The sequence below is a fragment of the Polaromonas sp. YR568 genome (assembly GCF_943372955.1).
Lineage (GTDB): Bacteria > Pseudomonadota > Gammaproteobacteria > Burkholderiales > Burkholderiaceae_C > Polaromonas.
Genome location: NZ_CALSAL010000001.1, coordinates 1,174,036 through 1,186,368 on the forward strand (window position 1 = coordinate 1,174,036; position 12,333 = coordinate 1,186,368).

12 protein-coding genes are annotated in these 12,333 nt (G+C 65.0%); 3 read left to right on the top strand and 9 right to left on the bottom strand.

Annotated features, from left to right (window positions below; all coding sequences use genetic code 11):
- Positions 1 to 80: 80 nt before the first annotated feature.
- The 8 genes from pncB to AAG793_RS05600 form a co-directional block, all read right to left on the bottom strand.
- Positions 81 to 1,268: a nicotinate phosphoribosyltransferase gene (gene pncB, locus AAG793_RS05565; RefSeq protein ID WP_341905137.1), complete on the bottom strand. Its 1,188-nt coding sequence runs from the start codon at positions 1,266 to 1,268 to the stop codon at positions 81 to 83.
- Positions 1,269 to 1,343: 75 nt separating this feature from the next.
- Positions 1,344 to 1,697 carry an FKBP-type peptidyl-prolyl cis-trans isomerase gene (locus AAG793_RS05570; protein ID WP_341905140.1) on the bottom strand — a complete coding sequence of 118 codons (354 nt, stop codon included), beginning with the start codon at positions 1,695 to 1,697 and terminating at the stop codon, positions 1,344 to 1,346.
- A 108-nt stretch (positions 1,698 to 1,805) separates the two neighbouring features.
- Positions 1,806 to 2,468, bottom strand: a complete 663-nt coding sequence (locus AAG793_RS05575; RefSeq protein WP_341905142.1) for an ATP-binding cassette domain-containing protein — start codon at positions 2,466 to 2,468, stop codon at positions 1,806 to 1,808.
- The gene (locus AAG793_RS05580) at positions 2,461 to 3,273 is read right to left on the bottom strand and encodes an ABC transporter ATP-binding protein (RefSeq protein WP_341905144.1); all 813 of its coding nucleotides are present in this window, start codon (positions 3,271 to 3,273) and stop codon (positions 2,461 to 2,463) included. Before AAG793_RS05580 ends, AAG793_RS05575 begins: the two co-directional genes overlap by 8 nt.
- Positions 3,273 to 5,156: an ABC transporter permease gene (locus AAG793_RS05585; RefSeq protein WP_341905146.1), complete on the bottom strand. Its 1,884-nt coding sequence runs from the start codon at positions 5,154 to 5,156 to the stop codon at positions 3,273 to 3,275. Before AAG793_RS05585 ends, AAG793_RS05580 begins: the two co-directional genes overlap by 1 nt.
- A gap of 54 nt (positions 5,157 to 5,210) precedes the next feature.
- Positions 5,211 to 5,948, bottom strand: coding sequence for a nitroreductase (locus tag AAG793_RS05590; protein ID WP_341905149.1), 738 nt, complete (start codon positions 5,946 to 5,948; stop codon positions 5,211 to 5,213).
- Positions 5,945 to 6,397 (bottom strand): thioesterase family protein, encoded by a 453-nt coding sequence (locus AAG793_RS05595; protein ID WP_341905150.1) that lies wholly within the window; start codon positions 6,395 to 6,397, stop codon positions 5,945 to 5,947. The genes AAG793_RS05590 and AAG793_RS05595 overlap by 4 nt, the downstream gene beginning before the upstream one ends.
- Positions 6,387 to 7,391 carry a histone deacetylase gene (locus tag AAG793_RS05600; protein WP_341905152.1) on the bottom strand — a complete coding sequence of 335 codons (1,005 nt, stop codon included), beginning with the start codon at positions 7,389 to 7,391 and terminating at the stop codon, positions 6,387 to 6,389. Before AAG793_RS05600 ends, AAG793_RS05595 begins: the two co-directional genes overlap by 11 nt.
- 332 nt (positions 7,392 to 7,723) lie before the next feature.
- Between AAG793_RS05600 and AAG793_RS05605 the strand changes: the two genes are divergently transcribed.
- Entirely contained in the window at positions 7,724 to 8,266 is a 543-nt protein-coding gene (locus tag AAG793_RS05605; RefSeq protein WP_341905154.1) for a phasin family protein, read from the top strand.
- Between the two features lie 198 nt (positions 8,267 to 8,464).
- Here AAG793_RS05605 and AAG793_RS05610 read toward each other — a convergent pair whose 3' ends face one another.
- A complete protein-coding gene (locus tag AAG793_RS05610; RefSeq protein ID WP_341905157.1) occupies positions 8,465 to 9,379 on the bottom strand; it encodes a patatin-like phospholipase family protein in 915 nt (304 codons plus the stop codon).
- Between the two features lie 218 nt (positions 9,380 to 9,597).
- Between AAG793_RS05610 and AAG793_RS05615 the strand changes: the two genes are divergently transcribed.
- Both AAG793_RS05615 and AAG793_RS05620 read left to right on the top strand, forming a co-directional pair.
- Positions 9,598 to 10,365 carry a 3-hydroxyacyl-CoA dehydrogenase gene (locus tag AAG793_RS05615; RefSeq protein ID WP_341905158.1) on the top strand — a complete coding sequence of 256 codons (768 nt, stop codon included), beginning with the start codon at positions 9,598 to 9,600 and terminating at the stop codon, positions 10,363 to 10,365.
- A gap of 81 nt (positions 10,366 to 10,446) precedes the next feature.
- Positions 10,447 to 12,255: a gamma-glutamyltransferase family protein gene (locus tag AAG793_RS05620; RefSeq protein ID WP_341905441.1), complete on the top strand. Its 1,809-nt coding sequence runs from the start codon at positions 10,447 to 10,449 to the stop codon at positions 12,253 to 12,255.
- Positions 12,256 to 12,333 lie beyond the last annotated feature (78 nt).

A 12,333-nucleotide genomic window follows, 5' to 3' on the forward strand; every position in this document is an offset into this window, starting at 1 on the left:
CCTGATTTCCGCTCAGTCATCACATCTCCAAAAGGTTGTGTATCTTTTTTCAGGCCAGCTGCAGCCCGCTGACCGCCCTGTCAAACAATCTCGAACACCTGGCGCAGATAGGCCAGGTATTTTTCGTCGTCGCACATGTTCTTCGACGGTGTATCCGACAGCTTGGCCACCGGCTGGCCGTTGCAGCGGATCATCTTGATGACGATCTGTAGCGGCTCATAGCCCATGTCGTTGGTCAGATTGGTGCCAATGCCGAAGGCCAGCTGGCAGCGCCCACGGAACTGTTGATACAGCTCGATGGTGCGCGGCACGGTCAGGCCGTCGCTGAAGATCAGCGTCTTGGTCTTCGGATCGACCCGGTTCTTGACGTAATGCTCGATCATGCGCTCGCCCCACTGGAACGGATCCCCGCTGTCATGGCGCGCCCCATCAAACAGCTTGCAGAAATACATGTCGAAGTCGCGCAGGAAAGCGCTCATGCCATACACGTCTGACAGCGCAATGCCCAGGTCACCCCGGTACTCCTTGGCCCACGATTCAAAGCCGAACACCTGGCTGTCGCGCAGACGCGGGCCCAGGGCCTGGCAGGCCTGCAGGTATTCATGCGCCATGGTGCCCAGCGGCGTGAGGCCCAGCTTCATCGCAAACAGCACATTGCTGGTGCCCGCCAGTTGGCCTTGCGTACCCGTGCCCAGACGCGAGACCAGCGTGCGCAGCACCTCTTCGTGCCACTCCTTGCCGAAACGCCGGCGCGTGCCGTAGTCGGCGATCTTGAGCTCGCCGAGGCCACCCTCCTGAAGCTCCAGAATCTTGGTCGACAGGCGCTTGCGGCCCTCCTCCAGGTCGGGCTGCTTCTGGGTGTTGCGGAAGTACACCTCGTTGATGATGGCCAGCACCGGAATCTCGAACAGGATGGTGTGCAGCCAGGGGCCCTTGATCGACACCTCGATCTCGCCGGAGGGCAAGGCCGACACCTTCACATACTTCTCGTTGAGCCGGAAGATGCCCAGGAAATCCACGAAGTCGCTCTTGATGAAGCGCATCGCCTTCAGGTAGGCCAGTTCGGCATCCTGAAAGCGCAGGCTGCACAGGTGGCGAATCTCCTCGCGGATTTCATTCGCGTAGGGCGCAAGGTCGCCCATGCCGGGGGCGCCCGCATTGCGGCACTTGAAGCGGTATTCGACCTCTGCACCGGGAAACTGGTGCAGCACCACCTGCATCATGGTGAACTTGTACAGGTCGGTGTCGAGAAGGCTGGTGATGATCATGAAGTCGCCCGGCGCCCTTTCGGGCAATCACTGGTCCGCTGCGGCCTGAAGATCCATGCCGCAGATGCCTGCATCTCAGGTGCCGAGGAAGTCCACTTCGAACAGCAGGGTGGCATTCGGTGGAATCACGCCGCCGGCGCCGCGTGCGCCGTAGCCCAGCTCTGCTGGAATGATGAGGCGGCGGGTTCCGCCGACCGACATGCCCTGCACGCCCTCGTCCCAGCCGCGAATCACCTGGCCGGCGCCCAGCGAGAACTGGAAGGGTTGGCCGCGGTCCTTGCTGGAATCAAACTTGGCGCCTTGCACGCCGCCGTTGTACAGCCAGCCGGTGTAGTGGACCTTGACGTTCTGGCCCGCCTTGGCGATGGCACCCGAGCCGAGCACGGTGTCTTCGTATTGCAGGCCGGAGGGTGTGGTGATGATGGTCATGGGTGTCTCTTTCTGGAGCTCAAACGAACAATGGAAGGTCGATGCAACTTTGGCGCGTTGGGAGCATGGGAAGCATTTGGAGCGTGTGGCCCGCTGCGCCGGTCGCTTTCACGAACCCCTGACTTTACCCGCAACCAGGTGCAGAAGGCGGTCGGCCCGGGAGGCCAGCAACTGGTTTTGCTCCGCCACCAGCAGCGCCATGCCCTGGGCCTTCAGCGCCAGCAGGGCGTCGCGGATCGATTCAACCAGCACCGGGGCGATGCCTTCGCAGGGTTCGTCCAGCAGCAGGATGCGCGGCCCGGTCATCAGCGTGCGGGCAATCGCCAGCATCTGCTGCTCGCCGCCGCTCATGTGGGCGGCAGGCCGCGCCAGCATGGACTTGAGCGCCGGGAACAGGTCCAGCGCCTGTGCCTCCAGCGCCGCCACGGCCGCTGCCGGACCGCGCGCCGCGATGCGCAGGTTCTCGCGTACTGAAAGGCCGGTGAAAAGCCGCCGGTCCTCCGCCACATAGCCGAGCCCGGCCTGCGCCCGGCGGTGGGTCTCCCAGCCCTGAATGGTCACCCCGGCCGAGCCGGGGTCGCCCGGCGGTTGGTAGCGGATGGTGCCGCGGGTCTGCACCTCCAGCCCCATCACGCTCTTGAGCAGCGTGGACTTGCCCGCGCCATTGAGTCCCTGCAGCACCACCATTTCTCCGGGGTGTACCTGCAGCGAGACGCCGAAAAGCGCCTGCGCCGGGCCGTAAAACGCATCGAGGTGATCGACTTCAAGCATCTGAAACCCCTGCAGCGGGCTGAATCACGGCGCCCGACGATTCGCCAAGGTAGCGCGCCCGTACCACCGGGTCGCGGGCCACCACCTCAAACGGGCCTTCGGCGACGAGCCGGCCTTCAATCAGCACCAGCACCCGGTCGGCCATGCCGGCCACCGCGTCCATGTTGTGCTCGGTGTACAGCACCGCCATGCCCTGCGCCGCCACCTGTTTGACCAGCGCCATCAGGCGGGCGCGCTCTTCTTCGGCCAGGCCCGCTGCGGGCTCGTCGAGCAGCAGCAACTGCGGTCGTGCCGCCAGCGCCATGGCCAGTTCCAGCCGTTTCTTGGCGCCATAGGGCAGATTGAGTGCATCCACGCTGGCCTGTGCCTGCAGACCTGTTTGCGTCAAGAGGGCCATCGCGGCATCGGTCGAGCGGCTGCCAAGGCGGCGAAAGCCGGCCGAGAGCCCCAGCGTGGAGCGCGCGCCCCGTTCACTCGTTCCGCCCGCGCCATCAGCAGCCTCCATCGCCAGCTGCACGTTCTGCAGTGCGGTCAGCGCCTCGAACACCTGCGCCACCTGGAAGGTCCGCCCCACCCCTTGCCGCAGACGCTGGGCTGGCGTCAGGCGGTCCAGTGCCTGGCCCTTCCACAGCACCTGACCCGAGGTAGCCGGGTATTGCCCTGCGATGCATGCAAAGGTGGTGGACTTGCCGGCACCATTGGGGCCAATCAGCGCCACGCAGTCGCCGGGCTGAACCTCAAAGCTCACGCCATCGACCGCATGCACCCCGCCAAAGTGCTTGACCAGTTGCCGGACCTGCAGCATCAGGCCGCCCTCCGAGCATTGGCTGCTTGCACCCGGCTGCGCAGGCGCGTCACCACGCCCAGCAGTCCGAAGGGTGACGCCACCATGATCAGCATGATGAACACGCCCAGCAGCCCGCGCCAATACGTCACCTCGCGGCCCAGTTCGGCACCCGCATAGCTCAGCACCACGCTGCCGGCCACTGCACCCCAGAGCTGGTGCACGCCGCCGAGCAGCACCACCAGCAGCGCATCGACCGAGGTCGATACCGCCGCGACCGACGGGAACACGGCCCCCTTGTGCGCCGCCAGCAACCCGCCTGCCAGGCCGGCCAGCACAGCGCTCTCCACAAAAATGCGGTACTTGAGTCCGGCCACCGGCAAGCCCGAGGCGGCAGCGCGGCCGGGCGCATCCCGCAGTGCCTGCAGCGCTGCGCCCATCACCGAGCGTCCGAGCACGCGAAGGCCTAGCACAGCCACCAGCGCGATCCCCACCAGCAGCACATAAAACAGCGGCCGTCCGTCCTCTGAAACCAGCGTCAGGCCAATCATGCCGTTGTCACCGCCCGTCAGCGCCACCCACTGCGTGGCGCCGGCCCAGATCACCTGCGCGAGGGCCAGCGACAGCATGGCCAGATACACGCCGCTGCTGCGGATCACTGCAGCACCAAACACCGCCGCCACCGCGAGCGCGGCAAGGCACCCGGTGGCCAATGCCACCGGCAGGGACGCACCCCACGCCGTGTGGGACAGCGCCGCACCGTACGCCCCCAGCGCAAAGAAAGCCGCATGGCCAAAACTCACCAGCCCGCCCAGGGCCATCATGGCCTGCAGGCTGATGCCGAAGATCATCAGGATCAGGGCGTCGGCCGCCATGGCCTGCCAGTAGGGGCCACCCCACCAGGCCAGCGCAGCCAATGCGACAAGGGCCAACCCACCGGCAGCCAGCCACCGGGGCCCCGACGCCAGGCCCTGAAACTTCTGCGCCGGTTCGCGCACCGCAGCATCACCCGCGTGCGACGCAGCCAAAGACCCGGCCAGACCCTGCGGCCGGAACACCAGCACCACCGCCATCGTGAGGAACACCACCACCAGCGTTCCCTGCGGAAACAGGCTGATGCCGAAGGCATGCACCAGCCCGATCAGCAAGGCCGCCACAAACGCCCCGCCGATGCTGCCGAGGCCGCCCATCACCACCACGACAAAGGTCTCGACGATGATGTTGGTGTCCATCTGCAGATGGGCCGGCTCGCGCGGCAGCTGCAGCGCCCCACCCAGCCCGGCCAGCGCGCAGCCCAGCACCACCGCGCCCAGCATCAGCGGCTTGGGGTTCACACCCAGCGCGGCCAGCATGCCGCGGTCCTGTGTGGCGGCGCGCAGGTGCTGGCCAAAGCGCGAATGCCGCAGCAGCAGATGCAGCCCGCCCCAGACGAGCGGGCCGAGCGCAATCATCACCAGCTGGTACACCGGAAAGAACTCCTCCCCGATCTGCACTGATCCTTTCAAGCCGGGAAAGCGCGGCGCGAACACTTCTTCCGGACCAAAGCCCCATTGCATCGCATCGTGCATGGCAAGAGTCAGCCCAAAGGTGGCCACCAGCTGGTACAGCTCGGGTGCGCCCGTCATGCGGCGCAGCAGCAGGAACTCGGCCACCGCGCCCGCCACTGCAGCACAAGCTGCACCCAGCAGCATCGCCAGCAGATACAGCGGCGCGCTCTCGCCCCACGCCGGAAACCAGTGCGTCACCCAGTGCGCGGTAAACAGCGCCCCCAGCATGAAAAAGCTGCCGTGGGCAAAGTTGACGATGCGGGTGACGCCAAAAATCAGCGTCAACCCCGCCGCCATCAAAAACAGCGTGGTGGCGTACGACAACCCGCCCAGCAGTTGGACCACAGAGAAAGTCACCGGTTGAAGTCCATCAAGCGCAGTTCATAACGGTCACCCAACGTGGGCTCTCATCTAGTCCAGCCACGTCGTCAAGGCCGCCGCAGGCACCCGCGGCGTGCGGAAGGTGTTGACCAGCGCGCCCTCTTCGGCATAACCGAGCGACATGCCGCAGACCAGCATCTCGCTCTCTCCGGCGCCGACATGCGGCAGGATGATGCTGGAAAACGCATTCCATGCGGCCTGCGGGCAGGTGTGCAGGCCGTGGCTGCGTGCGGCCAGCATCAGCGTCTGCATGAACATGCCGTAGTCCACCAGCGAGCCCCGGCCCATCACGCGGTCCAGCGTGAACATCAGACCCACCGGCGCATCGAAGAAACGGAAATTGCGCTGCTGCTGCAGGTGCATCTTGTCCTTGTCGCCCTTGGTGATGCCCAGCAGGCCATACAGGCCCCAGCCGTTCTCGCGGCGGCGGTCGATGTAGGGCGACACCCACTTCTCGGGGTAGTAGTCGTAAGGCTCCTGGTAGCTGGCCGCCAGCGCCGGGTTGTCACGGATCGCATCATGGGCGGCGCACACCTTGTCCACCAGCGCATCGCGGCTGGCGCCCTGCAGCACGTAGATTTTCCAGGGCTGGGTGTTGGTGCCCGACGGTGCGCGAGCGGCCAAATCCAGCAGATGGGCAATCGTCTCGCGCGGCACCGGCTTGGGCAGGAAGGCGCGCATCGACTGGCGGCTGAGGATGGCTTCCTCGACGGGGTTGCGGGCATCGTCAACCGATGGCGCCGGGGCGGAAGAAATGGCAGCATTCATCGCAAAGTCTCCAGAACACGAAGCAATTCAGGCGGAAGCGGCACCGGCCGCTGTGTGGCGCGGTCCACATACACATGGACGAAATAACCCCTGGCCGCACACGGCCGACGCTCATCAGCAGGAAACAGACCGACTTCGTAGCGCACGCTCGACTGCCCCACATGGGCCACGCGAATGCCAGCCACCACAGGCTCCGGAAAGGCCAGTGGTGCAAAGTAGTTGCAGCCGGTTTCGACCACAAAGCCGATCACCGGACCGGTGTGAATGTCGATGGCGCCCTGCTCAATCAGGAAGCCGTTGACGGCGGTGTCGAACCAGCTGTAGTACACCACGTTGTTCACATGGCCGTACACGTCGTTGTCGGACCAGCGGGTGCTGATGGGGCGAAAGGCTTTATAAGCGCCGCGTGGCTCAGGTTGCGGACGCGGCGTTGTGGACTCAGGACTCATGCGCGGGTATTTTGCCAGTGAGGGCATTCCACTTGGCCCAGTACTCCAGCGCCACCCGGTAGGTGTTCATCTGAACCTGCACGGTCTGGTCGATCTGCACGCCATAACCGCCAGCCATCGAAAACGCCAGCGGAATGCGCCGCTGCCAGGCCCAGTCGAACACCCGGCGGTCGCGCGCCTCCAGGCCGTCAAAGCTGAGGGCGAGGCGCCCAAGGCGGTCGCCCTCGAACGGGTCGGCCCCGGCGAGAAAGAACACCAGCCCGGGTTCAAAGCGGCGGTCCAGCTCGTCGAGGGCATGCTCCAGCGCCTGCAGATACGGCGCGTCAGTGCAGCCGTCGGGCAATTCGACGTCGAGGTCACTGGCCTCCTTGCGGAAAGGAAAGTTCTTCTGGCCGTGAAGCGACAGCGTGAACACACTCGGGTCGCGCGCAAAAATGCTGGCCGTGCCATTACCCTGATGCACGTCGAGATCAATCACCGCCACCTGCAGCGGCTTGCGCGCCGGGCCATGCGCCCTGGCCCACTCAGCCTGCATCAGCCGGGCTGCGACAGCCACATCGTTGAAGACGCAGAACCCCCCGCCTTTGCTGGCGTAGGCATGGTGTGTGCCACCGGCCAGATTGGCCGCCACGCCTTCACTTGCCCCAGACGATCCCTTACCCAAACGGCCACCAACGGAATGCGCCAGCGCCACGCGGGCGGCGGCCACCGTGGCGCCGACCGAGCGCCGCGCCCGTTCGGCCATGGCGGGACTCCACGGAAAACCGATCTCGCGCTGCGCCGGTGCCGGCAGGCTGCCGTGGGCGATGGCACTGATGTAGTCCGGCGCGTGGGCCAGCGCGAGCTCTCCGTCGCTGGCAGCGGGCGCCTGCGCCAGTCGCACAGCCGGCAGTTCCTGAGCCAGCCGGTCGCGCAGCAGGCGGTACTTGGCCATCGGGAAGCGGTGACCCTCGGGCAGGGGCAACACAAAGTGGTCGGCGTAAAAGGCTTGCACAGGGGAACAGGGACGGAGAAATCGGCTGAAGAGGCCCCCGAAAGGCATCCGGAAAGGCAGGAAAGTTGTTCGATTGTGTAGCGAATCGAGCCAAACAGCCCCGTGGGGACCCACAAACCGGCGGCTGCCGAGGGGTGTAAATCCCGACTCCTTCACTCTGGTGAACCTCAGCCCGACCCCGGGATTTAGGCCTTGTTACCTAGAATGCTGCAGCGCAACAAAAATCGCTTGCATTGACCCGGGTTATCCCTATAATTCGAATCATGTTGCAGTGCAGCAATTCAGCGCAAAGCAACTAATTGACCTTCATTAACTTATCGGAGATACACACTATGCTGACCGCTGAACAAATCATGGCCTCGCACAAAGCCAACATCGAAACCCTGTTTGGTCTGACCCACAAAGCCTTCGAAGGCGTTGAGAAACTGGTCGAACTGAACGTGCAAGCCACCAAGGCTGCCCTGGCTGAAACCGCCAACCACGCACAAGCCGTGATGGGCGTGAAAGACGCACAGGAACTGCTGGCTCTGCAAGCCGGCATGGTCCAGCCCCTGGCTGAGAAGACCGCTGCCTACAGCCGTCACCTGTACGACATCGCCTCTGCTGCTGGCGCCGACATCGGCAAGACCTTCGAAAGCCAGACTGCTGAAGCCCAGAAGAAATTCGTCGGCCTGGTCGACAACGCTGCCAAGAACGCACCTGCCGGCTCCGAGACCGCCGTGGCTGTGATGAAGAGCGCCGTGGCTGCTGCCAACAACGCTTTCGAATCCATGCAGAAAGCTGTCAAGCAAGCCACCGACATGGCTGAAGCCAACTTCAACACCGTGGCAACGACCGCTGTGAACGCCACGAAGACCGCTGCCAAAAAGCGCTGATTTGAGCGTTAATTGATTGTTTTGAGTTTCCGGTGCCCAGCGCGCCGGAATGCTCAGGAGCCTGATCTGGAAATACTGCAATTCGTTGCATCACTTCCGACCCCTTGTCTCCTTGGATCTTCGCTGAAAGCCACTTTCACAGATCCAATTAGCCCGGTCTCACGACCGGGCTTTTTTTTGCCCTGAAATCCGCGTGGATCAGCGCATGGCGGCAGCGGCCAGCCGTTCCCTGAGTGCGGGCAAGGCTGCCAGCATGGCCGCACGGCCGGCATCGATGGCGCGTTGACGGGCGGAAAAGTCTGCGCTCTTGAGTCCCACGAGCGAGGGCTTCACTACCACATCGGCATCGCGCAGTTCGTAGCGGTTCAGGCTTTTCCCCATGATGGCAAAGGTCTGCAGCAATATCTGCAGGGTGTCGCCTGCCGGGTTGCCCTCGGGCGGGCTGGAAATATCCACCGCCACCACCACATCCGCCCCCATCTGGCGCGCAAAGCGGGCCGGCACCGGTGACACCAAGCCGCCATCCACATACTCACGCCCATTGATCCGGACCGGTACAAACACCGCCGGCACGGCACTCGACGCCCGCACCGCCGTGCCGGTATCGCCGCGCTGAAACAGCACCGGCTCGCCGGAACCCAGGTCGGTGGCCACAATGCCCAGCGGCATGGCCATGTTCTCGATCAGTCGCCCGGCCACCAGCTCGTTCACATGACGGCCCAAGGCCTCACCGCGAAACATGCCCCGGCTGAAAATCGGCAAGGTCCAGTCGGTGATTGCTACCTCATCCATGTTCAGCGCCACCTGCTGCAGCTGGGCACTGGTTCTGCCGCTGGCATAGAGCGCTGCCACCAGACTGCCTGCCGACGTGCCCACCACCAGCTGCGGCTTGAGCCCGGCCTCTTCGAGCACGGCAATCACTCCAACATGCGCAAAGCCCCGGGCAGCGCCACCGCCCAAGGCCAGGCCCAGCCTGACTGGCTTTCTGGTGGGCTCGATAACCACCGGATCGGCAGGCTTGCCTGGTGGCAGCGGGGGCGCAGTGCCACACCCAGCCAATAGCGCCGCGAGCGCCAACACAAGACCAGCTCGACCAGGGAAGAGTTTTGACATTGAAATTGACATGGAGGGGCGCCACGCGGGCCGCAGCACCAGAGCAAAGAGGCGTATTCTGCCTGCCAGTGAGCACACGGCTGATGACCAAGCCCCTTCGGCCATAATGCCACTTTACGTTTACGTCAACGTCACTTTTCAGCCCACGAGCCATACGCGATAGCTGCTGCAGTGACGCCAGCGTTTCCTCTTTCATCTCCATTTTTCCGGGACACACCATGGACATCGCAGGCAAAGTTTTCATCGTGACGGGCGGCGCATCCGGTCTGGGCGAAGGCACGGCGCGCATGCTGGTCGCCAATGGCGGCAAGGTCGTCATAGCCGACATGCAGGCCGACAAGGGCGAAGCCATCGCCAAGGAACTGGGCGCTGACAAGGCGGCCTTTGTGAAATGCGACGTCAGCCAGGAGGCCGACGGCCAGGCCGTGGTGGCCAAGGCCGTGTCCATGGGCAAGCTGATGGGTCTGGTCAACTGCGCGGGCATTGCCCCGGCGGAGAAAACCGTGGGCAAGAACGGCGCGCACGGCCTGGCTCTGTTCAGCAAGACCATCACCGTCAATCTGGTGGGCAGCTTCAACATGATCCGCCTGGCCGCCGATGCAATGTGCAAGAACGAGCCAGAAGCCACCGGCGAGCGCGGCGTGCTGATCTCGACCGCCTCGGTTGCCGCCTATGACGGCCAGATCGGTCAGGCGGCCTACAGCGCTTCCAAGGGCGGCATTGTCGGCATGACGCTGCCGATCGCGCGCGACCTGGCCCGCAACGGCATCCGCAACATGACGATTGCGCCCGGCATCTTCGGCACGCCCATGCTGTTCGGCATGCCGCAGGAAGTGCAGGACTCGCTGGCCGCAGGCGTGCCCTTTCCTTCGCGCCTCGGTACGCCGCAGGACTACGCACGCTTGGCGAAGCATATCTTTGAAAACGACATGCTCAACGGCGAAGTGATCCGCCTCGACGGCGCAATCCGGCTCGCACCGCGCTGAAAAGCCTGCGGACGGCAAGGCGTCATGATGCGTTGCGTGAATCCAGCGCCACGGCGATCATTCGTCGTCGCCTGCCTTGGGGTGTCGCTTCTGGCGGCATGCACCAGCCCCTCGACCGGCCTTCGCCAGGGCACACCCAGCCAACCCGAAAGCGCTTCGGGCTTCGCACCCAAGCCCGGCTGGACCACACAGAAGTTCGCCGTCGCTGCGGCCAACCCGCTGGCCACCGAGGCGGGCTATCAAATCCTGCGCGCCGGCGGCTCCGCTGTCGATGCAGCAATTGCCGTGCAAACGGTGCTCTCGCTGGTGGAGCCGCAATCGAGCGGCATCGGCGGTGGCGCGTTTTTATTGCACACCAACGGGCGTGATGTCGAGGCCTTTGATGGCCGGGAAACCGCACCTGCCGCTGCCGATGAAAAACTGCTCCTCGGCGTTGACGGCAAACCACTGCCGTTCCACGACGCCGCGGTCGGTGGCCGTTCGGTCGGCACACCCGGCGCCGTGCGCATGCTGGAGATGGCGCATCGGCAACACGGCCGCCTGCCATGGGCGCAGCTGTTTGTCCCTGCCATTCAACTGGCTGAAGCCGGCTTTCGTGTCAGCCCGCGCCTGAACGCCCAGCTCACCACCGAGCGCTTTCTGAGCAAGGACGCCACCGCAGCCGCCTACTTCTACCAGCCCGATGGCCGCCCAGTGAGCACCGGCACCCTGCTGCGCAACCCGGCGCTGGCCGACGTGCTGCGCCAGATTGCAGCCCGGGGCTCGCGCGCCTTGCTGGAAGGCCCGGTGGCGCAGGCCATCGTGAACAAGGTGCAAAGCCACCCCGGCAACCCGGGCCGGCTCTCCATGGCCGACCTGGCGGCCTACCAGCCCGTCAAGCGCGAGCCACTGTGCGCCGACTACAGCGCGGCCCGCCAGAGCTACCGCATCTGCGGCATGCCGCCGCCCAGTTCCGGCGCCATCGCGGTGGGGCAGATCCTGGGCATCCTCGGCCATACGCCCGCGTCCACACACGGGCTGGTCCCAGGCTTCGGCGGTGTGGCCGGCACCGTGGCACCGACGCCTTCGGCCGACTGGCTGCATCTGTACACCGAGGCCGCGCGACTCGCGTTTGCTGACCGGGCGCAGTATGTGGCCGACCCGGACTTCGTGGCACCGCCCGGTGGCAGCTGGCAGAGCCTGCTGGCGCCCGACTACCTCGCCAGCCGCGCCAGACTCATTCAGCCGGATGGCCCCAGCATGAAGACGGCACAACCTGGCGTGCCGGGGCCCGTGAAAACTGCGTATGCACCGATGCCGGAACAGGTGGAGTACGGCACCTCCCACATCAGCGTGATCGACGGGTACGGCCAGGCAGTGGCCATGACCACGACGATTGAAGACCAGTTCGGCGCCCGACTGATGACGGACGGCGGCACCGGCAAGCCCGGCGGCTTCCTGCTCAACAACGAGCTCACCGATTTCAGTTTTTCACCCACGGGTGCTGACGGCAAACCGGTGGCCAACCGCGTGCAACCCGGCAAGCGGCCGCGCTCGTCCATGTCGCCCACGCTGGTGTTCGACAAGGCTACCGGCCAGCTGGTGCTGACCGGTGGCAGCCCGGGCGGTGCGCTGATCATTCACTACACAGCCAAGTCGCTCTACGGCATGCTGAACTGGGGCCTGTCACCGCAACAGTCCATCGACCTGCCCAACTTCGGATCACTCGGTGGCCCCAGTCTGCTGGAAGAGCGCCGCTTCACCCCCGCCACCGTCGAGGCCCTGCGCGCCCGAGGCGCCGAGGTGCGCGAACAGCCCATGACCAGCGGCCTGCAGGTGATCCGGAAAACACCCAACGGCCTCGTCGGCGGCGCCGACCCGCGACGCGAAGGCGTGGTGATGGGCGACTGAGCCCGCACCACTCGGCGTAGCCACGGCCTCTTGGCAAGCGAGTGCCGCAGGGCCAGCTTCGCCAGACCTCAGGCGCAT

Coding starts and splice junctions, on each gene's coding strand:
- pncB (WP_341905137.1), bottom strand. CDS start 1,268: ATGATCATCACCAGCCTTCTCGACACCGACCTGTACAAGTTCACCATG.
- AAG793_RS05570 (WP_341905140.1), bottom strand. CDS start 1,697: ATGACCATCATCACCACACCCTCCGGCCTGCAATACGAAGACACCGTG.
- AAG793_RS05575 (WP_341905142.1), bottom strand. CDS start 2,468: ATGCTTGAAGTCGATCACCTCGATGCGTTTTACGGCCCGGCGCAGGCG.
- AAG793_RS05580 (WP_341905144.1), bottom strand. CDS start 3,273: ATGCTGCAGGTCCGGCAACTGGTCAAGCACTTTGGCGGGGTGCATGCG.
- AAG793_RS05590 (WP_341905149.1), bottom strand. CDS start 5,948: ATGAATGCTGCCATTTCTTCCGCCCCGGCGCCATCGGTTGACGATGCC.
- AAG793_RS05595 (WP_341905150.1), bottom strand. CDS start 6,397: ATGAGTCCTGAGTCCACAACGCCGCGTCCGCAACCTGAGCCACGCGGC.
- AAG793_RS05605 (WP_341905154.1), top strand. CDS start 7,724: ATGCTGACCGCTGAACAAATCATGGCCTCGCACAAAGCCAACATCGAA.
- AAG793_RS05610 (WP_341905157.1), bottom strand. CDS start 9,379: ATGTCAAAACTCTTCCCTGGTCGAGCTGGTCTTGTGTTGGCGCTCGCG.
- AAG793_RS05615 (WP_341905158.1), top strand. CDS start 9,598: ATGGACATCGCAGGCAAAGTTTTCATCGTGACGGGCGGCGCATCCGGT.